The organism is Alteromonas sp. ABM1_013 (assembly GCF_056160505.1).
Map to the genome: position 1 here is coordinate 843,121 of NZ_JBSWXH010000002.1, position 26,720 is coordinate 869,840.

Genomic DNA, 26,720 nt, shown 5'->3' on the forward strand with positions numbered 1-26,720 from the left:
CCGCTCTCATAGATTGGCGACTGAGAGAAGTTAGGCAATGATAAATTAGGAAATAAAGAGTTAGGCAATAAAAAGACAAACAATAGCGAAATGCATCACGAAAAAGCCCGCAGTTTGCGGGCTTTTTGATCTCTGCGCTCAAACGAAAAACATAGTAGTCGCTTTTACAAAGCTAGCTTTATAGCTAATTGGCTATAAAACTATTTGCTGCAGCAATAATTCCTTCAGCATCTAAGCCATGCTCTTTATACATTTCCTGTTGTGTACCTTGCAGGATAAAGCTATCAGGCAGACCTAACATTTTGACTGCCTTAAGAACACCATTTTGCTGCAAGTGTTCAAGCACCGCACTGCCAGCTCCACCCATAATACAGCCGTCTTCTAACGTGATAAGGGCGCTGTGTTCACTGGCTGCCTTTAAGACTGCCTCGCCGTCTAACGGCTTAATGAAACGCATGTCGATGACGGTGGCATCAATAGCTTCTGCAGCTTCAAGCGCGTAGGGCAGTAAGCAGCCGAAATTCAAAATAGCAACGCTTTCAGATTTATCTTTAGAGGTTTCTCGACAAGTACGTGATTTACCTATTTTAAGTTCAGTCATGGCTTCGTCAGGCGTGGCGCCCATGCCCGCGCCACGAGGGTAGCGGACTGCTGCTGGCTTTTGTAGCTTGTGACCAGTATAGAGCATTTGACGACATTCATTTTCGTCTGAAGGTGCCATGACGACCATATTTGGAATGCAGCGAAGGAAAGCAATATCAAACGCGCCTTGGTGAGTAGGGCCATCAGCGCCCACAATGCCCGCTCTGTCTATAGCAAATAATACCGGCAAGTCTTGAATTGCCACATCGTGGATAAGCTGATCGTAAGCGCGCTGAAGGAACGATGAATAAATCGCAACAACCGCGTTCATACCGTCTTTGGCAAGACCGGCGCCAAAGGTCACAGCATGTTGCTCGGCAATGGCAACATCGAAGTATTGTTCGGGAAAACGCTGAGAAAACTCAACCATGCCAGAACCTTCACGCATTGCAGGTGTTACAGCCATTAGTTTTGGGTCTTGGGCGGCCATATCACATAGCCATTTTCCAAAAATAGCAGAGTAGGTTGGGGCAGAGGGCTTCGATTTTGGCAGAGCATTATCTGCCGGATTAAATTTTGGCACCGCGTGAAATTTAATAGGGTCTTCTTCAGCAACGGCGTAGCCCTTACCTTTCTTTGTCACAACATGTAAAAGCTGAGGACCTTCAAAGTTACGCATATTGCGAAGGGTATCGACTACAGCGTTCACATCGTGACCATCGATAGGACCAATATAATTAAAGCCCAACTCTTCAAAGATAGTACCGGGCACAACCATACCTTTAAGGTGCTCTTCTGCGCGGCTAGCGAATTCCTTAATAGGTGGTACATTGCTTAACAGCTTTTTGCCGCCATCCCGTATTGAGTTGAAAAAGTTACCCGTTAGCAAACGGGCTAGGTGGCTGTTTAACGCCCCTACGTTTTCAGATATAGACATTTCGTTGTCATTAAGTACAACCACCATGTCTTTTTTGATATCACCTGCATGGTTAAGGGCTTCAAACGCCATACCTGCGGTCATTGCGCCGTCGCCAATAACGGCCACCACTTTGCGGTCTTCACCTTCTTTTTCTGCCGCTACGGCCATACCCAGCGCAGCGCTAATCGATGTGGAAGAATGACCCACAGCAAAGGTGTCATAGTCGCTCTCAGGCGGCCAAGGAAATGGGTGTAGGCCATTCTTTTGACGAATGGTACTCATGCGCTCTGCTCGGCCCGTCAGGATTTTATGAGGGTAGGCTTGGTGCCCTACGTCCCACAACAAACGGTCAAAAGGTGTGTTGTATACATAATGTAACGCGACAGTAAGCTCTACCGTGCCTAAACCGGAAGCGAAGTGACCACTGGTTTGGCTTACGCTATTAAGTAAGTACTCACGCAACTCATCGGCGAGCTCGCGTAATTTATCCTGGGGCAGCTGCCTCAATTTTTCAGGTGTTTGCGCAAGCGCAAGCGTTGGGTAATGTTGGAGATCTAAACTCATGTACTTATTATCTTTTTCAACATGGCGCGTGGCTAATGGTCACGTTTCACCAAAAGCTCGCTAAACGCAATTAAACTGTCGATATTGTAGGGTAAACGCGTCAATGCTTGAAGTGCATTATCGTGAAGCATTTCTAATTCTTGTTTAGCGCCAGCCATTCCGAGCTTGGCGGGAAACGTGTTTTTACCCAATGCTTCGTCTGACCCTGCCGGTTTACCTAATTTCTCGCTGCTGCCTTCAACGTCTAAAATGTCGTCTTGAACTTGAAAAGCTAGCCCGATATCGGCGGCATAAGCCATTAAGTCAGTTTTAGTTTGTGGCAATAAGCCTTCACTGACAATAGCGACCATTTCAACACAGGCCTTCAGCAAAGCCCCAGTTTTTAGTTTGTGAAGCTGTTTCAGTTCTTCTATCGAGATGGCTTTACCTGTACTGGCAAGGTCAATAGCCTGGCCACCACACATGCCTACGTAGCCAGCACTTTTTGCGAGTACAGACAATAACTGACCACGCTTCGTTTCGGCGTACGCACTTAGTGGCGCATCGGCTAAAACCGTGAATGCGAGGGCTTGCAGCGCGTCGCCAGCTAAAATAGCCGTAGCTTCATCAAAGGCAATATGACACGTTGGCATTCCGCGACGTAAATCATCATCGTCCATGGCTGGTAAATCATCATGAACTAACGAGTAGGCGTGCACGCACTCAATAGCCATGCTTATAGCCATCTGATCTTTTTTGGGCACGTCTAACGTGTTTCCTACAACCTGCACTAGTAGTGGGCGCATGCGCTTGCCACCTGCAAGCAATGCGTGACGCATTGCATCTTTAAGGCGCGGTGCGTAATCGGGTAAATCATCAATTAAGGTAAGAAGGGATGCATCAGTTTGCTGTTTCACTTGCTGATGCAAAGCAGAAAAATTCATAGGTCGCCTGTAAGTTAAAAATGAACGTTTTACGGCTGTTCACTTTCAGGAAGAGTCTGAAGCGTTTCTTCGCCTTGTTCACTAAGCAATATTTTTACTTTTTGCTCGGCGTTTTCAAGTGATTGCTGGCCTTGACGAGATAACGCTATGCCTCGTTCAAATTTTTCCAGTGCTTTATTAAGAGGCAGATCACCGTTTTCCATTTCGTTAACGATAGCTTCTAGTTCTGATAAAGTTTCTTCAAAAGACGCTGATGCTTTTTCTGTCGTCATAAAAACACTCAATACATTGGCCAAAATACGTGTACCGCGCACATTAACTGAGGGCCGCACAAGGGTCAAATGGTTTGTCCGTATATCGCCTATATCACAGTAATATAGCTTTTTTTTCATGCAGCTGACCACGTTGAATAGGAAGATATTGTGCTATATTCGAAATAAGTGGCTACATTACTTTAAATAGAAGGGTGCATGCGTGTTCTGATAGGTAGGCGAACGCTGTAAGCAAGGACGATGTATAGCAAACCTTTGAACAGGTTTTTTTAAAGTCACACTTAATAAAAAACAAATAAATATGATATTTTTCAATAATGTCGTTTTAGTATTTTTATCCTTTGCCGATAGAATATTTGTACATTAACAGCACTGACTGCGCATAAATGGGGAAGAGTGAGTGGATTTAGCAACCGTCATAGGTATGTTGGGCGCCATTGGTTTCATAGTTATGGCTATGATTCTAGGCGGCAGCTTAGGCATGTTCATCGACGTCCAATCAATATTGATCGTGTTTGGTGGGACTTTATTTGTTGTCTTGTCACAATTTACTTTAGGTCAGTTCTTCGGTGCAGGTAAGATTGCTGGTAAAGCATTCATGTTCAAGATTGAATCACCAGAGGAGCTTATTGAGAAAATCGTAGAGATGGCGGATGCGGCGCGAAAAGGTGGCTTCTTGGCTTTAGAGGAAGCGGAAATCTCTAACGAGTTTATGCAAAAAGGTGTCGACATGTTGGTGGATGGCCACGATATCGAAGTGGTCAGAGAAACTCTTGCCAAAGATATTTCTATGACGTCTGAACGACACGATTTTGGCGCCTCGTTTTTTAAAGGCATGGGCGATATTGCGCCCGCCATGGGTATGATCGGTACCTTGATTGGTTTGGTTGCCATGCTATCAAACATGGATGACCCAAAAGCTATTGGCCCTGCAATGGCGGTAGCACTACTTACCACCCTTTATGGCGCTTTTTTCGCCAACGTTATCTGTTTGCCAATAGCATTCAAACTTTCTGTGCGAGCAGGGGAAGAAAAGCTCAATCAAAGCCTTGTTCTTGACGGTATTGTCGGTATCGCTGACGGTCAAAACCCTCGAGTTATTGAAGGCGTACTGAAAAACTACCTTGCTGCAAGTAAGCGTGGAAGCGCAGAGGAAGAGTAATGGCCGAAGAAGAATGCCCAAAATGCCCCCCCGAGGGGCTTCCAGCTTGGATGGGAACCTTCGCAGACTTAATGTCACTGCTTATGTGCTTCTTTGTACTTTTGCTTTCATTCTCCGAAATGGACGTACTCAAATTTAAGCAAATAGCGGGCTCAATGAAGTTTGCATTCGGTGTGCAAAACAAAATTGAAGTAAAAGACATTCCTAAAGGGACCAGTGTTATAGCTATGGAGTTTCGACCTGGTAAGCCTGATCCCACGCCAATTGAATCTATTCAGCAGCAAACCAACGAAATGACTCAGCAAATGCTAGAATTTCAAGCGGGAAATGAGGATTCAGCCGGCGGCAGGCAAAAGCAGCGTGGCGAACAACGGGGCGGTCAGTCTCAACAGACGGCTACTGAGTCATCTTCATCCGCTGAGCAAAGCACTGACCAATCTCAAATGGCTGAATTGATGAAAAAAGTGGCCCAACAATTAGAAAAGCAAATTTTAGATGGGTCGGTTGAGATGGAGTCGCTGGGGCAGCAGCTTACTATTCGTATTCGCGAGAATGGTTCGTTCTCAGCAGGGTCTGCTTTCTTGCAGCCACAATTTCAGCCCGTATTAAGAAAAATTGGTGTGCTTTTAGCGGATGTACCTGGAGAGATTGAGATTTCGGGTCATAGCGATGGTCAACATATTGCAAACGAATTATATCGCTCAAACTGGGATTTATCATCACAACGGGCAGTAGCGGTGGCCGAAGCTATGCGGACAGCGCCTGGGTTTGATGAAAGCCGTATGTCTGTGGTTGGCAAAGCTGATACTAATCCTATCGTTGAAAATGCCACGACCGCGAGTGATAGAGCTAAGAATCGCCGAGTGGAAATTAATATTAACCAAGGTAAACCAATGATATCCAAACCCATATCAGTGGTAGACGATTAAGCGGTACTCTTTTGAATTACAATATCCACTAAAAAGCGGTGCCATATGGCACCGCTTTTTGGTTTAAAATTGCTTGCTGGGTACTCATACCAATCCTCATAGATAATTACCTACCCAGCAACGACAATCAAACTCTGGCTAGTTCTTCTCTGTACTGAGGTTTAGATATAACAAGTTGTACAGTGCTAATGGTTCTTTCTAGAAAGCCACCTTCGCAATATTTGAGGTAATAGGTCCACATACGTATAAAGCGCTCGTCGTAACCATCACTCAATAATTCATCTTTAGCCGAGATAAATGCTTCATACCAATGGTTTAGCGTTTTTGCATAGTCCACACCAATGTCATGTAAGTCACGGATCATCATGTTCGTGTACTTTTTAAGATGGGCATTTAGCTGGTATTGCGATGGTAAAAAACCACCCGGAAAAATGTATTTCTGTATGAAGTCTACGCTGTTTGAATAGCTATCATAACGTCTATCGTCAATGGTTATCGACTGAAGCAACATAAGACCGTCGTCTTTTAAAAGAGAAGCACATTTTTCAAAGAAGTTACCTAAATACTGTTTGCCAACCGCTTCAATCATTTCAATGGATACTAGTTTGTCGTATTTACCTTCAAGCAAGCGATAATCTTTTTTAAGTAAGGTAATTTTACTTTCCAATCCTTCCCGTTCAATCCAATCTTTCGCCCATGCGTGCTGCTCTTCTGAAATAGTCGTGGTGGTGACACTGCAGCCGTAGTGTTTCGCAGCATAAACTGCAAGGCCGCCCCAGCCAGTGCCTATTTCTAAAAGGTGATCTGCTTCAGAAAGTTGTAATTTGTCACAAATAGCTTTTAGTTTGTAGTTCTGCGCGTCGTTTAGCGTTGCATTCGGGTCAGGGTATATAGCTGATGAATACATCATTGTTGGGTCAAGAAAGCGTGTATAAAGCTTATTACCCAAATCATAATGCGCTTCAATGTTCTTTTTAGCTTGGTCTTTTGTGTTTCGACGCGCAAAATGCTGAATTTTATTAATGGGCATGGTTAGCCACTTAAACTTATTTTCCCACTCATCAAGGGTGGGTAAGTTCCTTGCGAAAATCCTTACTACGGCTGTTACATCGTCACTGTCCCACAACCCGTCCATGTACGCCTCGCCAGCGCCCACACTGCCGCCAAGTAACAACTGTCGATAGGCTTGCACATTTTTGATATTTACCGTAGCGCGCAAGTCACTTTCGTCTGTGCCGAAACGCGCCACGACATCGCCGTTTTCTTGAATAGTTAAGCGACCAAATGGAAGCTGATTTAAACACTTCAAAAATAGTGTTCTACAAGTTTTATCTACAAAAGAGACCTCTGAGGTGGTCAGTAGTACAGATTCACCGAAAGACATTGTTATTGTTCCTGACTCTTTTCTGGGTGTGTATATAGTGGCGTTCGTTTCAGCAATAGCTTAAGCGCGTGCCAATAAATTCCGGCCACGGTTTTTATCGTCATACTGGGTATACGTTTAAGTGCGGCAGATAGATTCGCATTATCTAAAGTAAATTTAGTCAAATTAATCCCTGCGCTAAATTCTTTGTCTTCTCTTACGCAATCCATCGCTAAAGAAAGTCTAGACGAAGGCTGAGAAATCGACCATTTATAGGTCATATCCATAGGATTAAAAGGCGACACGTGAAAAGCCTTTGCTGTATCGGCTTGGATGTCAAGATTTACCAGATAGTGGTGGCGCTCATTCCAAGGAGTATTGCTAACCTCAGCAAGCATATGAGTATATTTACCCTCAGCGTTGCGAAGGTAATAAAAGTTAACTGGGCTGAAATACAGACCCCACATGCGTAACTGACCTAGCATAAAAACGTCGCCGCTTAGCGCTTTACCATCATTTAATTCGGTCATTCTTTGCAACACGGCTTGTTTCAAAGAAATAGAAGGGTCACCTAGATAGTCTTCCCGCTTGAATCGAACTCGTGCTTTAGTGTGCGCGCTAAAATACTTCAGCGTATCCGATAGCACGTTCAGTTCCTCACTTTCGAGTTTTAACCAAAACAGATAAATGTCGTAGTCAAACTTGTGTTGGGTAGGCTTGAAACGTTGATGATATACCTTACCTTTATATATCGCGCTTTCTATCACAGGGTTTCACCAAAACGAGCACAAACGTCTAGTGCACTGGTAACGCCGTCTTCATGGAAACCGTTGTACCAGTAGGCCCCACAAAAATGTAAATTATCTACGCCGCAAATCTCACTTCTACGTGACTGCGCTTCAACCATGTTGGCACTGTACTGAGGGTGAGCGTATTGATAGCTTCGCAAAATACTCTTTTCGTCAATTTCAGGCGTATTATTGAGCGTTACGCAATACGTATTCTCCGCTTCTAATCGCTGGAGAATGTTCATATTGTAGGTGACAGAAGCGGGGCGGGCTTCCTCGCTCGCGTCTTCTTTTAAGCTGTAGTTCCAACTAGCCCACGCTAACTTTCTCTTTGGTAATTGGCCTGTGTCTTTGTGCATGACCACATCATTTTCCGCATAAGGAATATTGCCAAGAATATCTTTGTGCAGTGAAGTAGGGGAATGAATCATTTTTAACGCTTGGTCGCTGTGACACGCAAACACGACATGATCGAACGTCGCAACTGCACCAGATGAATCAGTAACTTCCCACTTATCATCGCGTTTGGCCACAGAAACTACAGCCGTAGATAATTTAATTTTAGACTCAAATGGTGCAACCAATGGCGGTATATATTGGCTAGAGCCACCTTTAATCGTGTACCACTGTGGTCGGTCGGTAATATTGAGCAGGCCGTGATTATTAAAAAACTGCAAGAAGAAGGTTAATGGAAACTTCCTCGTTTGTTCTAGGCTACTAGACCAAATAGCGGCACACATAGGTAGTATATAGTAGCGCGCGAAATCGTCGCTTAGCCCTAATTCTTTAATAACATCTTCCAGCGTTAACGAAGACGTGTCGCGCTCTTCAGCCACCATGGCTTTACACGCTTTATTGAACGTCAGTATGTCTTTAACAATGCGCCAAAACTTAGGTCGAAGAATGTTACGTCGCTGTGCAAACAAGCTGTTTAAGTTATTACCATTGTATTCTAAATTTGCTTTTTTACTCATAACAGAGAAGCTCATCTCTGTTGGTTGGTAGTCAACGTTTAGCTGAGTAATAAGCTTAATGAAGTTCGGGTAAGTCCAGTCATTGAAGACGATAAAACCCGTATCGATATGATGTGTCTGGCCGTTATCATCGATTTTCTTTGTTGCTGTGTGACCGCCAATGTAGTCATTCGCTTCGTAAACTGTGATGTCATGCTGTCTATTTAAAAGGTGTGCGCAGGTTAACCCTGAAATACCTGTGCCTATTATGGCAATCTTATTATTCATTCTTACTTCTCTTATTGTTTTTTTCGCATAGCCAAAGATAAGCGCTTTTGAAGTGGCGTCGGCAATATGTGCATAAAGCGCAGAATAAACCCAAAGAAGCGAGGAAAGAAAACGGTTTGCTTATTACTTTCTATTCCTTTAAGCATGGCCTCAGCGGCTTCTTCAGCGCTAATTTTCATCGGCATTTCAAAGTCGTTCTTGTCGGTCAAAGGTGTTTCAACGAAACCGGGCGATACTGCCTGTACTTTCACGCCTTTATGGTGAAGATCGACTTCTAAAGACTTCGTAAAATAATGAAGGGCAGCTTTACTAGAGCCATAGGCTTGTGTGCGTGTGAAAGGTAATAGACGGGCCATACTGTCGACTATGACTAGCTTGTCGCCATCTTTCAATCTCGGGAGAAGCGCATTAACACAGTGAACTACGCCAAAGAAATTAGGCTCGAAAACGCGGCGGAACATGTCGGGCTCGAAATCCTCAAGGTCGACATATTCACAAGTACCAGCATTAAGTACAGCAATATCGAACTTAACATTTGCTAATGCTCGCTTTGTATCTTCTAGATCTGACACATCAAACTGACAACCGCTAATATTGCTATTTTTGCTAAGTTCATCAAGGGCTTCTTTGTTTCTTCCACAAGCAATGACACTGTACCCATTATCGGCACACTTGATTGCTAATGCTTTACCTATTCCAGATGTTGCGCCAGTGATTAAGATACTCTTCATTTTGCCAGCTTCCCTTTTATCTTTTTGATTATAAAACCTAAGATAGGTACGTGCTCGTAAACCATTTCGCCCAAATCGTAATAATCTTTGTGGTAAATGATGATGTCATCGGCAACGCCAAGTTGTGTTGTACCGTCTAGCGTGATCTTTTTCGCATTGTTTTTCAGTACGAGGGTCATAGTCCAGTTTATAACGTGAGTCACCTCGAATTGACTTTGAGATTTTTGTCCAGAGCATTGGAAAATGTCTGCTATATCGAACTTGCACGATTCGGCTTGGGTAAGAAGGTTAGAAAAGTAGTCCTTAACTTCGTCAATCCCCCTGTGTACTGTAATGGGGTCGATAAATGTAATATCGCTGGCATAGATGTCTTCCAAGTCATCTGGAGATATCTGACATATATCTGTGTAAATTTTACAAAAGCGCTCGATGACATCCATACAACTTCCTTTACATTAAAATCTTGAGTACTGATAAATCATTCAGTTATGATTTTCTCTGAACCTTACAAAAATTTTTTTAATTATTGACTGCAAGTCTCTGATCTAAAATCTGTTAGTAATTTTATACAAAAACTAAATTACATTAATTGCTGAACTTAAGATCATGTTTCTCCGTTTATCCGTGAAAAATTTTCCCATTCGATCCTATTTGTACTCAGTCGCGTAAGTATTTTCGTGTTTTCGGAAGTGTTGAGTATGAGTGTAGAACGTTTTCCCTTATTTCCTTTATCTGCGCACCTTTTGCCTGAAGGCAGAATGGCATTGCGTATTTTTGAACCTAGATATGTGCGTATGGTTAAGCAGGCATGCGCCGAAAATAAAGGCTTTGTGATGTGTATGCTAAACGCAAACGGAGACAAAGGCTCAAACGAACACATCCATAAAATAGGGACATACGCACAGGTTGTCGACTTTGATATGCTCGACGATGGTTTGCTTGGCATAAAGGTTGCTGGTTCTCATTTAGTTGAGGTAAGTAGCATTGAAGTTGAAAAAGATGGCCTTCGCACTGGAAGTTGTAAGGTGTTAGAACCTTGGAAATGCGATTTGGCCCCTCAACAAATAGCGCCTATGGACGAGCGGCTTAAAGAAATATTTGGAAATTACGAAGAACTGGCGTCGTTGTATGAATCACCGAAATTTAATTGTCCCAACTGGGTATTAAATCGATGGTTAGAGTTATTGCCAGTCGATGGCTCGCAAAAGCAGCATTTTTTAGCGCAAAGAGAATGTACTAGTTTGCTAAATTATCTCTCTGCACTAATCGCTTAATATTGAGAGTTGAAATTGACATTACAAATTCGTAATCCAACATTTGCGTTTTTCGCAATCGTTTTAAGTCAGAACGTCGTAGAATGATACAACCAAAACGGAAAAGCGGACGAATCTTATGTTAGTTGGAATTCCTTTGGAACAAAGTAACAGCACAATCAAACCTAAAGAATGTGCTACTGAAATGTCTGATTACCTTGTGGCGGTTGCTGACGCCAGATGCAAACGATCCTTTGCTAGAGTATTTAACTATTTCGCACCTCGCTTGCGCTCATATGCTTTGAAACAAATGGGAAATGAGGCGTTAGCGATGGAACTTGTTCAAGACACCATGTCAAACGTTTGGCAAAAAGCACATCTTTTTAATGCCGAGAAAGGGTCGCCATCGACATGGATTTTTACAATTGCGCGTAATATACGTTTTGACATGCTGCGTAAGTTGCAGAACCGAAAAGAAGACGTGTGTTCTGATGATTTGTGGCCAGTGCTTTGCGAGCAAACGGCAGACGCGAATGAAGCGCCACTTGACGAGCAGGTCACGTTAGAGCAAATTGGTCACTTATTTGAATCACTGCCGGTAAAACAAAAAGCGGTGGTAGAAGCTATCTATATTGATGGCAAGTCTCAGCAGGAAGTCGCCGACGAACTTTCCATTCCATTAGGTACAGTAAAGTCTCGTACGCGTTTGGCGCTTCAAAGATTAAAGGTCATGTTAAACGATAATGATTAGGTTTCATCCCAGTGCCCAACAACTGAAAGATTTCGTTGAGGGCACGCTGTCACCTGCTACATCTTTGATGGTTTCGGCACATTGCGATATGTGTCCGAAGTGTCAACGATTTGTTGAGATTGAGACAGAAAGCTTAGCTGCACAAATGATGTCAGCTGTAAGTGAGAATGTTTTCGCGACTTCTGATGCCTCGCTTCAGTTTGGCGATATGTTTTCACAAATTACACAACTCCCACAATCCTCTGGCGAAAGCATTGAGGCCGCTGGTGTTTCTGAATATCGAGAAACTTTTAAAAAGCCTCGGGCACCATCTAAATCAGAAAACTTAAGTTCTATTGAATTGGATGGCAGAACGTTTACTTTACCTCGAACCCTTCACCGGTATATTGAAAAGACTGGAAACTGGTCAAGTTTAGTCGGTAAGCTATGGCAGGCCCCGGTTGATTTAGGTAATCAGGGCGTCGCTAATTTTATCTTTATGGGCGGTGGCGGAAGTGTGCCAGAGCATACTCATCGAGGAACTGAATACACGTTAGTTATTGATGGCGAATTTAGTGACGGGCTCAGCCGTTACGATACTGGCGACTTCATTTTCATGGATGGTGAAAAGACCCATACACCCAAGGCTGAAGGAAAAGACGGTTGCTTAGTATTTAGCATTGTAGATCAGCCACTACACTTTACTTCAGGTTTAGCGAGACTATTAAATCCATTTAGCCATCTTTTCTTCCGCTAAAGTTTAAAACGATTGCTTATCAGCTACTGTGCTTACAATCGCTAAATAACAAAAAACGCACTTAAGTGCGTTTTTTCGTTTTAACTATTAATGTTCTATAGTCGTTCGCGTCTCAAACTCTCTTCGACTAGCTAATAAACTCGCTGTCCGGATAGTTAAGTCTAAGTGTCTTCATTGCGTTATCACGAAGCTCTGTAAGACCAAGCTGCTCGTAGCTTGAAACCATAATTTCCAAGGCCTGTTGGACCTGCGTAGTGTTCGGGAAGTGCTCAATAACATAGCGACCACGGTTGGCAGCAGCAACATACGCCTCCCGTCTCATATAAAAGCGTGCAATAGCAATTTCATAACGCGCTAGGCGGTCTTTAATATGAACCATACGTTGCTTCGCATCGGCCGCATACTTGCTGTCTGGATACTGCTGGATAAGCCTGCGAAAGTCTTCAAACGCTGCGCGCGATTTTGATGGGTCTCTATCCGTACGATCGATGTTCATTAACTCTTGGAATAGGTTGCTGTCTGATTCCATGTTAGTTAAGCCACGCATGTAATACGCGTAGTCAACATCAGAGTGATTAGGATTAAGACGGATAAATCTGTCGATAGTGGCAAGTGTTTCTTCGTTCTTACCCGACTTATAGTAGCTGTAAATAAGATCTAGCTGTACTTGGTGAGACAGTGGACCAAACGGGTAACGGGAATCTAGCGCACTTAACGTTTGAGCAGCAGCGCTAAAGTTACCGACCTCCATGCTTTGCTTTGCTCTGTCGTACAGTTGCTGTGCACCCATGTTAGCTAAAACGGCTTTCTCTTCTTTATCTGAAGAACTACATCCTGCGACAGATACCATAGCTCCCAATAAAACGGGAGCCAGTAGACGAAATGATTTCATAATAATTCTATTTTCCTGCTAAACAGTTTAATACTTCGCTGTCTAAGCTCATGTGTTAAACAACAACACTTTAATTGCATTCTAACGTACTAACGACGAGAAAAACCATACAAAAACGTAAACAAGGCAGTGTACAGCGTGAATACTTGTTATAATACCCTTTTTTAGACGTAATCAATGGTGTTATGACACAGTCGCCGAACACAATACAACTAGAAGCTTCAACGGAAGCTGCGCATTTTGGTTTACGCTTAGATCAGGTTTTGGCTGATTTGTTCCCTGAATATTCTCGTTCTAAGTTAAAAACTTGGATTCAGGACGGAAATGTTGCGGTAAATGGTGAAGTGATCACCGTCCCAAGACACAAAATGCAAATGGATGAACTCATTACTGTACAAGCTGAAATGGACGTGCAGGTAACAAGTGTTGCGCAAGACATTGCGCTAGATATTGTTTATGAAGATGAGCACATCTTGGTAATAAATAAACCTGCTGATTTGGTCGTGCATCCTGGCGCGGGAAATCCAAGCGGTACAGTGCTTAATGCATTGCTAAATCACTATCCCGAAATTGACAAAGTTCCACGTGCAGGCATTGTCCACCGTCTTGACAAAGACACTACGGGCTTAATGGTAGTAGCAAAAACAATACCTGCGCAAACGCACCTTGTTGACCAGCTACAGCGCCGCGAGATGAGCCGTGAATATGAAGCTATTGCTCTAGGTACTATGGTTGCGGGTGGTATTGTAGATGAACCTATCGGTAGGCATGCCACAAAGCGCACGCATATGGCAGTTCGCGAAATGGGTAAACCAGCAGTAACGCATTATCGCGTTATTGAAAAGTTCCGCGCTTATACTCATTTGCGTTTGAAGCTTGAAACCGGTCGTACGCACCAAATCCGCGTGCACATGGCACATATAAAGCATCCGCTGTTAGGCGATCAGGTTTACGGCGGGCGTCCGCGTTTACCCAAAGGTGCGTCTGAGGAGTTTATTGCTACGCTTCGCGGATTTCAGCGTCAGGCGTTACATGCCGCTCAGCTATCGCTCTTCCATCCTGAGACCGAAGAGTGGATGACCTGGAAAACGCCGCTTCCTCAAGATATGCAAGACTTGCTAAAAGCGGTGAAGAAAGACTCTACAGACAACCCGCAAGATATGCTTTAAGCAGAACATTGACACTATGACATTTTCAGCTGCAAATTCACCTATTTCATCCGCGCTGGATTTAATTACGCCAGCGTGGTCATGCCCCTCTAATATTGTCGCTTATACAACGACAAGAAAAGGAGGCACGAGCTTAGGTGATTTTGCAGGCTTAAATGTTGGTGCGCACGTGGGAGATGATCTTTTACTAGTTAAAGCCAATAGAAGCTTTCTCCCACACAGCGAAAAGATAACGTGGCTAGAGCAAGTACACAGCAACCGCGTAGTGTCACTGCCAAGCGCGGACACTACCGCTGATGCAGCGTATTCTTCTTCCAATTCACATTTTTGCGCCGTAATGACTGCTGACTGTGTGCCCATCCTATTATGTGATGAGAATGGGCAAGAGGTGGCAGCAGTGCATGCAGGGTGGAAAGGGCTTGAGACTAATATTATTAGAAATGCGGTTGGGCAATTTAACTGCGATGCAAATAAAATCATGGCTTGGATAGGCCCCGCAATCAGCGGTTCTTGCTATGAAGTGGATGCTCAACTGGCGAGTAAGTTTCGCCATGTAGCCGGCGCCGTTGCCAATAGTAGTAATGAGGGTAAATACCTTTTAGATTTACCTTTAGTTGCACAGATGCAATTGCAGCAAGCTGGTGTTGAAGATATCACGCAAAGTAACCTGTGTACTTACACTGACGAGCGACGCTTCTATTCGCATCGGAGAGCCACTCATCAAAACAAACGCACAACTGGGCGCATGGTCAGCGTAATAGGTATGCTTTAGATATCTAATCCTATGGGCATTAGTTCTTAATCCCATCATTTATTTGCGCTAAATCAAAGTTTCTACAGTATTTGTTATCTTTTTGGCTAACTTTTCAATCTCATACTTGAATCACAATTGCGCAGCCTACATAACTAGAACATAAGCAATACCATTCCTCATAGAGCATTGCCCACTCAGCGAGAGTTAAAATGTTCGTAATTGCGGTGTGTTACCGCAGGTATAGTTGTTCACTTATTAGGTTGAGATTATGAGACTAGATAGATTTACCAGTAAATTTCAGCTCGCGATATCCGATGCTCAATCACTCGCATTGGGGCGAGATCATCAATACATTGAACCTGTCCACTTAATGACCGCCATGCTGAATCAGCAAGGTGGTTCAGTACGCCCGTTGCTTGATCAAGCTAACATTAATGTTAACGCACTTCGTTCTGCTTTGAGTCAGGCTATTGAACGTTTACCTAGAATTGAAGGCATTGGTGGTGATGTTCAATTAAGCAAAGACAGTGGCATTTTACTTAACCTTTGCGACAAGATTGCTCAGCAACGAAAAGACGAATATATAACGTCGGAGATCTTCGTGTTAGCAGCCCTTGAAGATAAAGGGCGATTGGGTGAGATCCTTAAAAGTTTGAATATCACCAAAGACGCTATTGAAAGCGCGATAGATGATATGCGTGGCGGACAGAAGGTGACAGACCCTAACGCTGAAGATGTGCGCCAGGCCCTTGAAAAGTACACCACAGACTTAACTGAGCGAGCGGAACAAGGCAAGCTCGACCCGGTAATTGGACGTGATGACGAAATTCGCCGTACCGTTCAAGTTCTGCAGCGCAGAACAAAAAACAACCCCGTGCTTATTGGTGAGCCTGGTGTAGGTAAAACGGCGATTGTAGAAGGGTTAGCGCAGCGCATTATTAACGGTGAAGTGCCTGAAGGATTGAAGAACAAGCGCGTTCTTGCCCTAGATATGGGCGCGTTAGTGGCTGGGGCTAAATACCGCGGTGAGTTTGAAGAACGTTTAAAGGCCGTTCTTAACGAATTGGCTAAAGAAGAAGGCCGCGTCATTCTATTCGTTGACGAACTGCACACCATGGTAGGTGCAGGGAAGGGCGATGGCGCCATGGATGCGGGGAATATGCTTAAACCGGCGCTGGCACGCGGTGAACTTCATTGTGTGGGGGCAACCACGCTAGACGAATATCGTCAGTACATTGAAAAAGACGCTGCGCTTGAGCGCCGTTTTCAGAAAGTATTGGTTGAAGAGCCAAGCGTAGAGGACACTATTGCTATTCTTCGAGGCTTAAAAGAGCGTTATGAACTCCATCACTCCGTAGATATTACTGACCCAGCTATTGTCGCAGCGGCAAGTTTGTCGCATCGTTATATTAGTGACCGTCAATTGCCCGATAAAGCCATCGACCTTATTGATGAAGCGGCCTCTAGCATTCGTTTGCAAATAGACTCTAAGCCAGAGGATATGGACCGTTTGGAGCGCAGGATTATCCAGCTTAAGTTGGAAGAGCAAGCGCTTGCTAAAGAAACAGATGATGCGAGTCATAAGCGCCTCGAAATGATTGAACTTGAGCGCGAGCAAGCAGAAACCAAGTATGCAGAGCTTGAAAAAGTATGGCTAGATGAAAAAGATGCCATGCAGGGTACCCAAACCATCAAAGGGGAACTTGAACAAGCAAAGCTAGATTTAGAAATTGCCCGTCGAGCATCTGATTTGAATCGTATGTCGGAACTTCAGTACGGCCGTATTCCTGAGCTTGAAGCCAAGCTCGAACAGGCGGCTGAAAATGAAACCCGTGAGACCACGCTTCTTAAAAATAAAGTAACGGATATTGAAATTGCAGATGTGCTCTCGCGATGGACAGGTATTCCTGTAGCGAGAATGCTTGAAGGCGAGCGCGAGAAGCTGTTGCGTATGGAAGATGTCCTTCATAAACGTGTAGTAGGGCAAGAAGAAGCCGTTGAAGCAGTATCAAATGCTATTCGCCGTTCACGTGCGGGGCTTGCCGATCCAAACCGTCCAATTGGCTCATTCTTGTTTCTAGGTCCAACGGGCGTAGGTAAAACTGAGCTCTGCAAAGCCTTGGCTGGCTTTATGTTCGATACTGAAGACGCCATGGTGCGTATCGATATGTCTGAGTTTATGGAAAAACACTCGGTCGCCCGTTTAGTCGGTGCGCCTCCTGGCTACGTTGGCTATGAGGAGGGTGGCTACTTAACCGAAGCAGTGCGCCGCAAGCCTTACTCGGTCATTTTGTTGGACGAGGTTGAAAAGGCACATCCTGATGTATTCAACATTTTACTTCAGGTGCTGGATGACGGCAGGCTGACTGATGGACAAGGGCGCACCGTAGATTTCAAAAATACCGTGGTGATCATGACATCTAATTTGGGTTCGGACATCATTCAAGATAAGCACAACGAAAGTCAGTATGACGATATGAAAGCATCGGTAATGAGCGTAGTAGGGCAGCACTTCAGGCCCGAGTTCATCAACCGTGTGGATGATATTGTGGTATTCCATCCGTTGGGCAAAGAGCAAATTAAGTCTATTGCTAAAATTCAGCTTGCTTCCCTTAGAGCACGACTAGCGGAAAAAGGTTACAAACTTACCTTGTCTGCCGCAGCCATGGACAAGTTAGCCGATGCAGGTTTCGACCCTGTGTTTGGTGCAAGACCGCTCAAGCGAGCAATACAAGTTCAGGTGGAAAATCCACTCGCACAGCAATTGCTGGCGGGCGAGTTATTACCCGAATCAACCATTCGTATTGATGCAGATGACAGCGGACTATTTGTAGTAAGCAGTTAATCAGCAAACCAAATCTTTAATTCAAAGGCACTAGAAACAGTGCCTTTTTTATTGCCTTGGCACTGTCTTTTCCTTTAGTTTACTCTGCTAAAGTAATTTCAGCGTGAGTGTTAGGAGTCATACATGGAAACAGCCCCAATTGTTAACGCATTTAAACGCGTGCTCGGGGAAAGCAACCTTGCCGTTGGAAAACGCCAAACTGAGCACTACCGAAAAGGATGGCGCTCGGGCGAAGGTGAAGCATTGGCTGTACTTTTTCCACATACGCTAATGCAATATTGGGAAGTGCTTAAGGTTTGCGTTGAATATAACTGCGTCATCATTATGCAGGCCGCTATAACGGGTTTGACTGAAGGTTCTACCCCGAGCGGAAATGATTACGATAGACCTGTGGTGGTAATTAACACCTTAGCCATGGATGATATCGTTTTAATAAACGACGGTAACCAAGTGTTGAGTTTTCCTGGGGCAACCTTATTTAAGCTTGAAAAAATGTTAAAGCCCCTTGGCCGCGCGCCACATTCGGTGATTGGATCGTCCTGTTTGGGGGCGTCTATCGTTGGTGGTGTAGCTAATAATTCTGGCGGCGCATTGGTTAAACGAGGCCCCGCTTATACGGAGTTGTCGCTATTTGCACAAATAGATGCTATCGGTGATTTAAAGCTGGTTAATCATTTAGGAATAGACTTGGGTGAAACACCAGAAGAAATTATCGGAAACCTTTCTTCTGGTAATTATTCAAAATCCCTCCCAGAAACGAGTAAAAAAGCGTCAGCCAGTGACTATGAAGAAATCGTTCGAGATGTAAATGCTAGTACGCCTAGTCGCTTCAATGCCGACCCATCAAGACTATATGAAGCCAGCGGTTGCGCGGGTAAAATTGCCGTTTTTGCCGTGCGATTAGATACATTCGAAGTGCCTAAAAAAGAACAAACGTTTTATATCGGCACAAACGATGCTGATGTGCTTACCCGTATCCGCAAAGATATTTTGTCGACGTTTAAACACATTCCCGAAGTTGGCGAATACCTGCATAGAGAGATGTTTGATATTGCGGATGTGTACGGCAAAGATACCATGTTAAGTATTGAGCGTTTGGGAACTGATTCACTACCTAAAATGTTTGCACTAAAAGGGCGGGTGGATGCTGTGCTTAACAAACTGCCTTTTATGCCTCGCTATTTAAGCGACAGAGTTATGCAGTTTGGGAGTAAGTTTTTCTCTGACCAGCTCCCCGCAAGTTTAAGAGCCTACCGCGACAAATACGAGCACCACCTTATCCTTAAAATGAGCGATGGAGGTATTGAAGAGGCAAAGACTCTTTTAGCCAAATTGTTTACTGAAGAGAAGCTAGATGGTGACTATATTACCTGTAATGAAGAGGAAGCGTCTAAAGCCTTTTTACTTCGCTTTGCAGCGGCAGGCGCTGCGGTGCGTTATCAAATGATGCATCATAAACAAGTAGGGGATATTTTAGCGTTAGATATTGCCTTGCGCCGCAATGACGAATTTTGGGTAGAAGCGTTGCCTGAGCACATAGCCAAACACGTTAAAAAGCCGCTTTATTACGGACATTTCTTTTGCCATGTTTTTCATCAAGATTACATACTGAAAAAGGGCAGCGACCCCAAAAAAGTAAAAGCAGAAATGTTGGCACTATTAGATAGCCGCGGTGCTAAATATCCTGCCGAGCATAATGTTGGGCATTTGTATAAAGCAGAGAGTACTCTACAGCAGTTTTACAGAGAGCTAGACCCTACCAATACCTTTAACCCAGGCATTGGTAAGATGGAAAAGCACAAACGCAACTGTTCGTGCTGTGTTTGAATCTATTCGTAGAGAGCCTTACAGGCTCTCTAATAATGCTCTAGCCTGCGGACGTCTAAAGAAAGGTCGCTCTACATTTACTGCATACTCTAGCTCTTTTTTCGCTTCCTCAATTCTATTGAGTTTTGCAAGCGTGTAGCCAAGGTGATAGCGGATGTTAGGGTCATTAGCGTCCCTTGCGAAAGCGTCTCTAAGCATTTTAAGACTACCCTCATAATCTCCCTGTAGCGCTTTAATGTGCCCGAAGGTATCTAGTATTTTCGAAGAATTAGGCTGCAGTTCGTAAGCTTGTCGCGCATAGTTTTTCGCGGTAATTAGCGATTTTTCAATATGCATGATAGCTAAGCGGTTGAAGGCCTCAGCAGGGTTAAGTAGGTTGGGCTCTTCAATAAGCTCTTTATAGAGTGCTGTTGACTCCTCGAACTCTTGTATAAAGAAAAGGTACTGAGCCAGCAGATTTTTAGCTAGCAGGTTGCTCTCATTTTCACTCACTAGTTTTCGCGCGGTTTTCAAAAAAACATCAACAAACTGTTCGTTTAATGCGTAGTTGTAGATCGCAATAAATGCCTGTGCAAAAGAAGCATCCACGTCTAGTGCTTTTTCAAAAGCGTCAATTGCGCTTTCATCATTACCCTTATTCGCAGCTAATCTTCCCTTCAGAAAGTGATAGACCGGATTCTCTCGCTGGTTTGCTGGAATGGTCGCTAATAGCGACTGTGCTTTATCGTTTTTCTGTAAATCTAACAATAAGCTGGTATAGCGCAAAGTTACAAAAGTACTCGTGTTGGCTATTTCGTAAGCGCGCGCCATGGCACCTAGAGCGCTTTCGTTATTTCCTAAATTGCGAGCTTGGTCAGCATAAGCGATAAGCTTTCCAGCATCGTCGTTAATAAAGTTTCTTACAATGCTTAGCGTTTTTTCCGCATCAGCTCGCTGATTATTTGATAGCTGAAGCGCAGCTTTACGAAGAAGGTAGTCAGCATTGTCGAAATCATCTTTTATAAGCAAATCTAAATGATACAGTGCGTTCTTAATGTCGCCTTGCTGCTGGTATAAAGATGAAATGCGCTCTCTAGCACCGACATTCGAAGGGTTGAGCGTTAATATATCAAGATAAATTTGCTTCGCGTCTTCTACGGCGCCCGCTTTGGTTAAATTAAACGCCTTTAGCATTAATGTTTCGTTATGCTGAGGGGACAAAGCAAGTAGCTCTTCTACAAGTTGGTTAGATTTTTCTACATTTCCTAAACGACTCTCTGTAGCTGCTAAATTGAATTTTGCTGGAAAGAGGGTAGGGTTTTGCGCTAGCGCTTTCTCGATGTTGTCTTTAGCTTCCTCCAATTGACCTTGTCTAATCAAAATACCGGCTTTTAGGTTGTACACTTCAGCTTCATCAGGAAAAAGCTTACTTAGTAAATTTGCACCCTTCAGCGCGTTATCGAATTGCTGTGCTTGTAAATTCATTAATGAATAAGTGAAAAGAAAACCCGCGTTATCTTTGTAGGTCGGCAAATTCTTTTCAAGAATTGATAGCGCTTCGTCCTGTTTACCTCTGGCAGCCATTAATTTGATTTTAAACAGCTGGAGTTTGTTCTCATTCGGGTACTTATATTCGAGGTTTTGCAATAAGCGTTCAGCTTTAAACGCTTTGTTCTGGCGAATAAATAAGTCTCCTAGAAGAAGTGCCGAGTCGGGGTCTTCCATCAACGCATCTTGATGGCGTTCAAGTAGGGCAAGCGCTTGCTTATCTTGCTGTGTCGCCATATAGACCTGGCTTAGCATCAATACTGCCTGTAGGTCATCAGGCTCCTGTTGCAAATAGCCATTAAAGTCTTTTGCGGCCGTTTCCATGTTGTTATTAAAGAAGTTTGTTAAACCGCTTATGTAGAGCAACATGGGTTGAGAAGTTATGAGCTCAGGATCAAGCTGTGCCATAAAATCATTAAGCTCTTTTAGCTTCTCGTTATCAATAGCTTGTTGGTTGTCTCTGCTTTGCAACCAACTATTAAGTAAAATGGCCAAAGGATCATTAGGCGTATCTTCAATGATCTCATCTACGAATAGCTTTGCTGTATCGTAGTCTTTCGCTTCTAAATACAAGTCCACTAGATTACGCAGTGCAATAGGGTCATCGCGGTTAAACGTCAGGGCTTTTTGTAAATGTGCAGTTGCCGCATCAGTATCTCCTTGTCGATATGCCAGTTGCCCTTTCAAACGCCATGTTATCGCGTTTTCAGGTTCTAACGACATGGCTTTGTTGATAAGAGACGTTGCTTTGGCTAAATCTTCATTTTGAAGGGCAATAGAGGCTAGACCATTAATGGCAGGCACGAAGTCTGGCGTACGGGAAACGATGGTGTTGTAGTCTCGTAAGGCGCACTGCTCATCTTCTAACCTAATACACGCGGTTGCACGAATTAAAAGCCACTCGCGCTCTGCATCACCCGACAGCTTGTTTAAATCAGAAAACTCTACAACCTCTTTGTATTTGTTCAAGAACAACCATGTGTTGCCAAGCGGCTCTGCAAGAAGGTTAATATCGGCACCCATTTCAAGCGCTTCTACGAACTCCATCTCGGCCGCGGTTAGGTAGCCGTTTATAAGCAGTATTTCACCCATTAGTATCTTTGCAGCTAGATTTTCAGGGTCTTTCTGTAAGCTATTTTTAAGATGAATATAGGCTTCATCGTATTCGTTTTGATTAAACGCGGTGAGCGCTTTTTCGTAATCTTCTGATGTAGTAGCAAAACTGTTGAAAGTGATTAACGATGAGGCAACTGCAGAGATAATAGCGCGATGTACAATTCGCTTTTTATTATTAAAAAAATCCATATAAACCTTCGAAACTTAGCCTAGCCACTGGCTTAAAAATAGCATAAAAAAAGGTGGCCTAAGCCACCTTTTAAAGATACGTGTTTTCTAAGCGTTTTTAAACAATTAAACGCGACGTTTACGTCTGTAAAGCACAAGACCTAAACCTAAGCTCATTAGTGCTAGGGCACCTGGTTCGCTAACTTCTGTTGGAGGAGGCGTTCTTTTTTGCTCTAACCCAACAGTAAGCGATGAAAGCTTAAAGCCAACTTTGTTAACAGAGCCGCTTGCGCTTTGGTCGAATACAGTATTGTAGGCGCCAACAAGCCAATACTTAGCGGCGGTCAGTTTCTTTGTGAATGAAGATTCATAATAGTTATCTGAATTTTTTGTTTCGCTAATGTCGAAATGGCCAAGTGCGCCAGCAATTACGGTGTCACTTACATCTGACCACGTAAAGTCACTAGTGCCGGTAAACAAAGCGTTCGCTTTGTCATAGTCGAGGCCTGCAACAGTGACATCGTTTTTCTCGCCGCCATCGTAGTAATTTGCAGAGAAAGTACCGCCTGTTAAGACGACTTCTTGCTCAAACGATAGTAGGACCATGTCAAAGTCTCTTAAACCACGGTCATTGAAGTTGTCAACAGAGTGGCTGTCTCCCCAAGGCACAGGATCTCCATTACTATTGTAATACAAAGCTTGATCTTGGTTCGTCATACCGTAACCGTATGCTTGCGTGCCAGATCTACAGTTTCCACGTTTATTGATGCTGCAGTTTATGTAATCGACCAGAGACGCTTCTTTCACAGACTGATCTTCTGTACCTTCATCCCATGAGTTCGTGTTGAAGTCATAGGTTAGTGCCTTACTTCCTGTGTCACTCCATGCTGAAACTGAAACCTTGACGTTAATGCCGTCGATTAAAATACCTTGAGAAGCATCTGTACTCTTAAAGATATTAGTAACAGTGGTATTACCATTACCATCAACAAGCGTGTAAGTAGCTTCTTCTAACGCTCTATCGCTAGCATATATGCTTGCACTAAACGGTAGGAGAAAAAGGGGAATGCTTAAAATTTGTTTCAATTTCATTTTTGGACCACAAATACTATGAAAACACTATATTGTCTCTAAGCATTTACTGTGCCATTTTTTATGTTGTTGAATTTGAAGGAGTATTTTGGGGAGTGTTCGGTCTTAGTAAAAAAAACTGACAGGTTGTACCACCTGCCAGTGATCTAAAGTCTAATATCGTTAAATAAGTTTTTTGCGGCGCCACATGACGAAGAGTGAGCAAGCCATGAGTAGTCCGATAGTTCCAGGTTCAGACACTTCGGTAGTACCTGGTGTACCTGTTGATTCTGTGACAGAGAAACCAATGTTGGCAAGTTTGAACGCGTCGTTGCCCACTCTTCCGTCAATTTTACCAAATACAGTATTGTAAGCACCCACCAACCAATATTGGGCCGACTCGGTGAACGTAAAGTCAGCGCGGTGATCTAAATATTCACAGCTCTCTATATCAAATGAGGCAGACGTTAGGGCATTTTCAACAATATCACTCCACGTGTTCACACCAGAGGTTAATTTCTCCGTATTTCCAAGCGCTGCTACAGAGACTTGACTATCGTTACTATTGTATAGCCAAGAAAAGCTAGCGCCGGTAAGCGTTACCGCAGAATCGAACGATAGCAAAACAAAATCATAATCGCGTTCTACGTTTGTGAATCTGTAGTAGTCCGAGTTATCGCTACCGCCAGAAAAGTAGTTAAGGTTATCAATGGCATGGTCTGCACTGCCGCGGTAATTTGATTCATCATTATTGGTAACACCATAAGCCCACTTGTCAGATATTTTCTCTAGCTTCGCGCCGACTACGGTTTCCCCAGTAATTCCATGCGTATCAGAAAAGGCAGACATGTTTATATTTAGCCCGTCTATTTGAACGATGGAATCATTCGTCGGGGAGTTCTGGGTTACTTTGTTATCTACCAAGTCATAATTGTATTCACCTAACGGTGAATTACATACTTTGCTTTGTTCTGATGTTTGACTTGACGAACCGCAATGTGAATAACTCTGCTTGGTATAATAGTAGGTGGCATATGCTGAATTAGCACTTAACGTGGATAGCAAAGCCGTGGAGACTAGTAATACAGACTTCAAAGAAAAGTGTTTTGGAAGTAATAGCATAATTGCTTTCCTATAAAAGAAGCGCTTTTCGCTTCTAGTACATACTAAGAAAGCGTTGCACCTTTCTATAGGCGCACACTTAGTAAGTACCTAATTTCAACATGGACTTGTATGATATATGAACGGTGACCTATTTAAGGTATGTTGCCGTATACCTAGTTATTAGACTCAGTTGAAGGGATTCCTTAGGCGACTGAGGCTTCTAGGAGCTGCTGCTAGTAATGTCGGCGATAGAATAGCGAATACTATTTGCTTTATCGAAGCAGGGTAAAAACATGCAGGTAAAGACACTGTATTTTTACTTTGCTATGCGTTCCTAGATATCTATGAAATAATTAACGCAATTGTATATGTAGAAGTATGAGGACATATGTCTGAACAAAAACGTAAAGGGATATACTTACTTCCCAATTTATTAACAACAGCAGGTTTGTTTTCTGGTTTCTTTGCTGTTGTGTCGTCAATGAACGGTCGTTTTGAAGCAGCCGCTGTCGCAATTTTTGTGGCAATGATATTTGATGGGCTGGATGGACGAGTAGCTAGAATGACAAATACGCAAAGTGATTTCGGCGCAGAGTATGACTCTATGGCCGATATGGTCTCTTTTGGTATGGCACCTGCACTTGTTGCTTATAATTGGGGATTAACAGAACTAGGCAAGTTAGGTTGGTTAGCTGCATTTGTATATGTAGCCGGTGCAGCATTGCGTCTAGCTCGCTTCAATACACAGGTTGGCATCGCTGATAAGCGTTTCTTCCAAGGTCTTGCTAGTCCAGCGGCAGCGGCAGTTGTATCCGGTCTTGTTTGGGTTGGTGTCGAGTATGATGCAGTAGGGACTGACTACGGGTTGATTGTGGCCGCAGTAACTGGTTTAGCTGGCTTACTTATGGTGAGTAACTTTAAGTATAATTCTTTCAAAGAAGTTAACTGGCATGGCAAGGTTCCATTCGTTGGCCTTCTATTAGTGCTTCTAATATTCGTTGTCGTTGCAACAGAGCCAGCGCTTGTACTGTTTTTAGTATTTGCTTTGTATGCACTGGCAGGGCCTATTAATACTTTCCGCACGGTAGAGAAAGTGACTTTAGATGACGTGGTAGGCGATCATGAAGAAGACGCGGACTTCAATGCTGACAAAAAGAACCAAAGCGAAAGTGAAGACGTCTCTAAGTAGTAAGTAGGCAGTTCTAGTCTTTATGAAAAGAGGGATAATCTTTTTTAGTGTTATTAAACAGAGCTTTTTCCGATAAATCTGCCTGCAAAATGAACGAATAGAGTGAAAAGCGACCGAATGGTCGCTTTTTTTGTATTTATTTAAAATAAGTGTTGACGTGAGCGCTCATTTCCCTAAAATGCGCATCCGCTTCGGGGGAAAAGCAAAACAGCAACCCTCCTGAAGTAAGTCTCTACTACCTATATAGGCCAGTAAAGACGGGAGTTTGAAGAAACGCTTCAGAAAATAAATTTTCAAAAAGTGTTGACAACGAAAACTTCCAGCGTATAATGCGCACCTCACTCGAACAGGGTGAGTCACTAAGAAGCAACGGCTTCTAGTGAATGGCAGCGAAGCTGCTACGTTCTTTAACAATTTAGACAAGACAATCTGTGTGGGCACTCGTTAAGAGTGTCACAACGACGATTCATATTTCGATATATTTAATTGAAGAGTTTGATCATGGCTCAGATTGAACGCTGGCGGCAGGCCTAACACATGCAAGTCGAACGGTAACAGGAAGTGCTTGCACTTCGCTGACGAGTGGCGGACGGGTGAGTAATGCTTGGGAACTTGCCTTTGCGAGGGGGATAACAGTTGGAAACGACTGCTAATACCGCATAATGTCTACGGACCAAACGGGGCTTCGGCTCCGGCGCAAAGAGAGGCCCAAGTGAGATTAGCTAGTTGGTAAGGTAAAGGCTTACCAAGGCGACGATCTCTAGCTGTTCTGAGAGGAAGATCAGCCACACTGGGACTGAGACACGGCCCAGACTCCTACGGGAGGCAGCAGTGGGGAATATTG

The 26,720-nt window shown here is 43.6% G+C and carries 22 protein-coding genes and 1 rRNA gene; 11 read left to right on the forward strand and 12 right to left on the reverse strand.

Annotated elements, in window-relative coordinates:
• Nucleotides 1-184 precede the first annotated feature (184 nt).
• From dxs to xseB, 3 genes are read right to left on the reverse strand one after another with little or no spacing between them, the layout of a single operon-like run.
• Nucleotides 185-2,065 carry a 1-deoxy-D-xylulose-5-phosphate synthase gene (gene dxs, locus ACXAGK_RS08290; protein ID WP_474855549.1) on the reverse strand — a complete coding sequence of 627 codons (1,881 nt, stop codon included), beginning with the start codon at nucleotides 2,063-2,065 and terminating at the stop codon, nucleotides 185-187.
• A gap of 32 nt (nucleotides 2,066-2,097) precedes the next feature.
• Complete coding sequence (locus ACXAGK_RS08295) at nucleotides 2,098-2,988, reverse strand: farnesyl diphosphate synthase (RefSeq protein WP_474855551.1); 891 nt, start codon at nucleotides 2,986-2,988, stop codon at nucleotides 2,098-2,100.
• 29 nt (nucleotides 2,989-3,017) lie between these two features.
• Nucleotides 3,018-3,260: an exodeoxyribonuclease VII small subunit gene (xseB, locus tag ACXAGK_RS08300; RefSeq protein ID WP_136782332.1), complete on the reverse strand. Its 243-nt coding sequence runs from the start codon at nucleotides 3,258-3,260 to the stop codon at nucleotides 3,018-3,020.
• A gap of 400 nt (nucleotides 3,261-3,660) precedes the next feature.
• Here xseB and pomA point away from each other — a divergent pair, with 400 nt between their 5' ends.
• Together pomA and ACXAGK_RS08310 are read left to right on the forward strand one after the other, a co-directional pair.
• On the forward strand, nucleotides 3,661-4,422 hold the full coding sequence (gene pomA, locus ACXAGK_RS08305) for a flagellar motor protein PomA (protein ID WP_012518934.1): 762 nt from the start codon (nucleotides 3,661-3,663) through the stop codon (nucleotides 4,420-4,422).
• Nucleotides 4,422-5,351, forward strand: coding sequence for a flagellar motor protein MotB (locus ACXAGK_RS08310; RefSeq protein ID WP_118493432.1), 930 nt, complete (start codon nucleotides 4,422-4,424; stop codon nucleotides 5,349-5,351). Before pomA ends, ACXAGK_RS08310 begins: the two co-directional genes overlap by 1 nt.
• A gap of 127 nt (nucleotides 5,352-5,478) precedes the next feature.
• Here the strand turns inward: ACXAGK_RS08310 and ACXAGK_RS08315 are convergent, their stop codons facing one another.
• Genes ACXAGK_RS08315 through ACXAGK_RS08335 form a run of 5 tightly spaced genes read right to left on the reverse strand, consistent with a single transcriptional unit; the run spans nucleotide 5,479 to nucleotide 9,914 of the window.
• Nucleotides 5,479-6,735 (reverse strand): class I SAM-dependent methyltransferase, encoded by a 1,257-nt coding sequence (locus tag ACXAGK_RS08315; RefSeq protein WP_474855553.1) that lies wholly within the window; start codon nucleotides 6,733-6,735, stop codon nucleotides 5,479-5,481.
• 2 nt (nucleotides 6,736-6,737) lie between these two features.
• Nucleotides 6,738-7,481, reverse strand: coding sequence for a DUF1365 domain-containing protein (locus ACXAGK_RS08320; protein WP_474855555.1), 744 nt, complete (start codon nucleotides 7,479-7,481; stop codon nucleotides 6,738-6,740).
• Nucleotides 7,478-8,743 carry an NAD(P)/FAD-dependent oxidoreductase gene (locus ACXAGK_RS08325; protein ID WP_474855557.1) on the reverse strand — a complete coding sequence of 422 codons (1,266 nt, stop codon included), beginning with the start codon at nucleotides 8,741-8,743 and terminating at the stop codon, nucleotides 7,478-7,480. The genes ACXAGK_RS08320 and ACXAGK_RS08325 overlap by 4 nt, the downstream gene beginning before the upstream one ends.
• Before the next feature lie 11 nt (nucleotides 8,744-8,754).
• Complete coding sequence (locus ACXAGK_RS08330) at nucleotides 8,755-9,474, reverse strand: SDR family NAD(P)-dependent oxidoreductase (protein ID WP_474855559.1); 720 nt, start codon at nucleotides 9,472-9,474, stop codon at nucleotides 8,755-8,757.
• Nucleotides 9,471-9,914: a nuclear transport factor 2 family protein gene (locus ACXAGK_RS08335; protein WP_474855561.1), complete on the reverse strand. Its 444-nt coding sequence runs from the start codon at nucleotides 9,912-9,914 to the stop codon at nucleotides 9,471-9,473. The genes ACXAGK_RS08330 and ACXAGK_RS08335 overlap by 4 nt, the downstream gene beginning before the upstream one ends.
• A 258-nt stretch (nucleotides 9,915-10,172) precedes the next feature.
• On the opposite strand from ACXAGK_RS08335, the gene ACXAGK_RS08340 reads away from it, so the two are divergent.
• The 3 genes from ACXAGK_RS08340 to ACXAGK_RS08350 all read left to right on the forward strand — a co-directional run bounded on the left by ACXAGK_RS08340 (nucleotide 10,173) and on the right by ACXAGK_RS08350 (nucleotide 12,214).
• Nucleotides 10,173-10,748 (forward strand): LON peptidase substrate-binding domain-containing protein, encoded by a 576-nt coding sequence (locus ACXAGK_RS08340; protein ID WP_474805845.1) that lies wholly within the window; start codon nucleotides 10,173-10,175, stop codon nucleotides 10,746-10,748.
• A gap of 118 nt (nucleotides 10,749-10,866) precedes the next feature.
• Nucleotides 10,867-11,478 carry a sigma-70 family RNA polymerase sigma factor gene (locus tag ACXAGK_RS08345; protein WP_179983974.1) on the forward strand — a complete coding sequence of 204 codons (612 nt, stop codon included), beginning with the start codon at nucleotides 10,867-10,869 and terminating at the stop codon, nucleotides 11,476-11,478.
• Nucleotides 11,471-12,214: a ChrR family anti-sigma-E factor gene (locus ACXAGK_RS08350; protein ID WP_474855563.1), complete on the forward strand. Its 744-nt coding sequence runs from the start codon at nucleotides 11,471-11,473 to the stop codon at nucleotides 12,212-12,214. Before ACXAGK_RS08345 ends, ACXAGK_RS08350 begins: the two co-directional genes overlap by 8 nt.
• A 127-nt stretch (nucleotides 12,215-12,341) precedes the next feature.
• Here ACXAGK_RS08350 and ACXAGK_RS08355 read toward each other — a convergent pair whose 3' ends face one another.
• A complete protein-coding gene (locus tag ACXAGK_RS08355) occupies nucleotides 12,342-13,106 on the reverse strand; it encodes an outer membrane protein assembly factor BamD (protein WP_461851800.1) in 765 nt (254 codons plus the stop codon).
• Nucleotides 13,107-13,291: 185 nt separating this feature from the next.
• Here ACXAGK_RS08355 and rluD point away from each other — a divergent pair, with 185 nt between their 5' ends.
• The 4 genes from rluD to dld all read left to right on the forward strand — a co-directional run bounded on the left by rluD (nucleotide 13,292) and on the right by dld (nucleotide 19,701).
• Nucleotides 13,292-14,275: a 23S rRNA pseudouridine(1911/1915/1917) synthase RluD gene (gene rluD, locus ACXAGK_RS08360; RefSeq protein ID WP_474855565.1), complete on the forward strand. Its 984-nt coding sequence runs from the start codon at nucleotides 13,292-13,294 to the stop codon at nucleotides 14,273-14,275.
• A 16-nt stretch (nucleotides 14,276-14,291) separates the two neighbouring features.
• The gene (gene pgeF / locus ACXAGK_RS08365; protein ID WP_474855567.1) at nucleotides 14,292-15,047 is read left to right on the forward strand and encodes a peptidoglycan editing factor PgeF; all 756 of its coding nucleotides are present in this window, start codon (nucleotides 14,292-14,294) and stop codon (nucleotides 15,045-15,047) included.
• A gap of 250 nt (nucleotides 15,048-15,297) precedes the next feature.
• Complete coding sequence (clpB, locus tag ACXAGK_RS08370; RefSeq protein ID WP_474855569.1) at nucleotides 15,298-17,874, forward strand: ATP-dependent chaperone ClpB; 2,577 nt, start codon at nucleotides 15,298-15,300, stop codon at nucleotides 17,872-17,874.
• Nucleotides 17,875-17,997: 123 nt separating this feature from the next.
• Entirely contained in the window at nucleotides 17,998-19,701 is a 1,704-nt protein-coding gene (gene dld, locus ACXAGK_RS08375) for a D-lactate dehydrogenase (RefSeq protein ID WP_474855571.1), read from the forward strand.
• 18 nt (nucleotides 19,702-19,719) lie between these two features.
• Here dld and prsT read toward each other — a convergent pair whose 3' ends face one another.
• The 3 genes from prsT to xdp1 (ACXAGK_RS08390) form a co-directional block, all read right to left on the reverse strand.
• A complete protein-coding gene (prsT, locus tag ACXAGK_RS08380) occupies nucleotides 19,720-22,533 on the reverse strand; it encodes an XrtA/PEP-CTERM system TPR-repeat protein PrsT (RefSeq protein WP_474855573.1) in 2,814 nt (937 codons plus the stop codon).
• A 105-nt stretch (nucleotides 22,534-22,638) separates the two neighbouring features.
• A complete protein-coding gene (gene xdp1 / locus ACXAGK_RS08385) occupies nucleotides 22,639-23,604 on the reverse strand; it encodes an exosortase-dependent surface protein XDP1 (RefSeq protein WP_474855575.1) in 966 nt (321 codons plus the stop codon).
• A gap of 162 nt (nucleotides 23,605-23,766) precedes the next feature.
• Entirely contained in the window at nucleotides 23,767-24,705 is a 939-nt protein-coding gene (gene xdp1, locus ACXAGK_RS08390) for an exosortase-dependent surface protein XDP1 (RefSeq protein ID WP_474855577.1), read from the reverse strand.
• 370 nt (nucleotides 24,706-25,075) lie between these two features.
• On the opposite strand from xdp1 (ACXAGK_RS08390), the gene pssA reads away from it, so the two are divergent.
• Nucleotides 25,076-25,876 (forward strand): CDP-diacylglycerol--serine O-phosphatidyltransferase, encoded by an 801-nt coding sequence (pssA, locus tag ACXAGK_RS08395; protein WP_118493465.1) that lies wholly within the window; start codon nucleotides 25,076-25,078, stop codon nucleotides 25,874-25,876.
• 483 nt (nucleotides 25,877-26,359) lie between these two features.
• Nucleotides 26,360-26,720 (forward strand): 16S ribosomal RNA (locus ACXAGK_RS08400); the annotation flags it as partial.

Excerpts from the sequence above, each read along its gene's own strand:
- xdp1 (WP_474855575.1), bottom strand. The coding sequence starts at position 23,604 with ATGAAATTGAAACAAATTTTAAGCATTCCCCTTTTTCTCCTACCGTTT.
- dxs (WP_474855549.1), bottom strand. The coding sequence starts at position 2,065 with ATGAGTTTAGATCTCCAACATTACCCAACGCTTGCGCTTGCGCAAACA.
- rluD (WP_474855565.1), top strand. The coding sequence starts at position 13,292 with ATGACACAGTCGCCGAACACAATACAACTAGAAGCTTCAACGGAAGCT.
- xdp1 (WP_474855577.1), bottom strand. The coding sequence starts at position 24,705 with ATGCTATTACTTCCAAAACACTTTTCTTTGAAGTCTGTATTACTAGTC.
- ACXAGK_RS08315 (WP_474855553.1), bottom strand. The coding sequence starts at position 6,735 with ATGTCTTTCGGTGAATCTGTACTACTGACCACCTCAGAGGTCTCTTTT.
- ACXAGK_RS08350 (WP_474855563.1), top strand. The coding sequence starts at position 11,471 with ATGATTAGGTTTCATCCCAGTGCCCAACAACTGAAAGATTTCGTTGAG.
- xseB (WP_136782332.1), bottom strand. The coding sequence starts at position 3,260 with ATGACGACAGAAAAAGCATCAGCGTCTTTTGAAGAAACTTTATCAGAA.
- ACXAGK_RS08345 (WP_179983974.1), top strand. The coding sequence starts at position 10,867 with ATGTTAGTTGGAATTCCTTTGGAACAAAGTAACAGCACAATCAAACCT.
- clpB (WP_474855569.1), top strand. The coding sequence starts at position 15,298 with ATGAGACTAGATAGATTTACCAGTAAATTTCAGCTCGCGATATCCGAT.
- ACXAGK_RS08295 (WP_474855551.1), bottom strand. The coding sequence starts at position 2,988 with ATGAATTTTTCTGCTTTGCATCAGCAAGTGAAACAGCAAACTGATGCA.
- ACXAGK_RS08335 (WP_474855561.1), bottom strand. The coding sequence starts at position 9,914 with ATGGATGTCATCGAGCGCTTTTGTAAAATTTACACAGATATATGTCAG.
- pssA (WP_118493465.1), top strand. The coding sequence starts at position 25,076 with ATGTCTGAACAAAAACGTAAAGGGATATACTTACTTCCCAATTTATTA.
- ACXAGK_RS08310 (WP_118493432.1), top strand. The coding sequence starts at position 4,422 with ATGGCCGAAGAAGAATGCCCAAAATGCCCCCCCGAGGGGCTTCCAGCT.
- ACXAGK_RS08355 (WP_461851800.1), bottom strand. The coding sequence starts at position 13,106 with ATGAAATCATTTCGTCTACTGGCTCCCGTTTTATTGGGAGCTATGGTA.
- ACXAGK_RS08330 (WP_474855559.1), bottom strand. The coding sequence starts at position 9,474 with ATGAAGAGTATCTTAATCACTGGCGCAACATCTGGAATAGGTAAAGCA.
- dld (WP_474855571.1), top strand. The coding sequence starts at position 17,998 with ATGGAAACAGCCCCAATTGTTAACGCATTTAAACGCGTGCTCGGGGAA.
- ACXAGK_RS08340 (WP_474805845.1), top strand. The coding sequence starts at position 10,173 with ATGAGTGTAGAACGTTTTCCCTTATTTCCTTTATCTGCGCACCTTTTG.
- pgeF (WP_474855567.1), top strand. The coding sequence starts at position 14,292 with ATGACATTTTCAGCTGCAAATTCACCTATTTCATCCGCGCTGGATTTA.
- ACXAGK_RS08325 (WP_474855557.1), bottom strand. The coding sequence starts at position 8,743 with ATGAATAATAAGATTGCCATAATAGGCACAGGTATTTCAGGGTTAACC.
- prsT (WP_474855573.1), bottom strand. The coding sequence starts at position 22,533 with ATGGATTTTTTTAATAATAAAAAGCGAATTGTACATCGCGCTATTATC.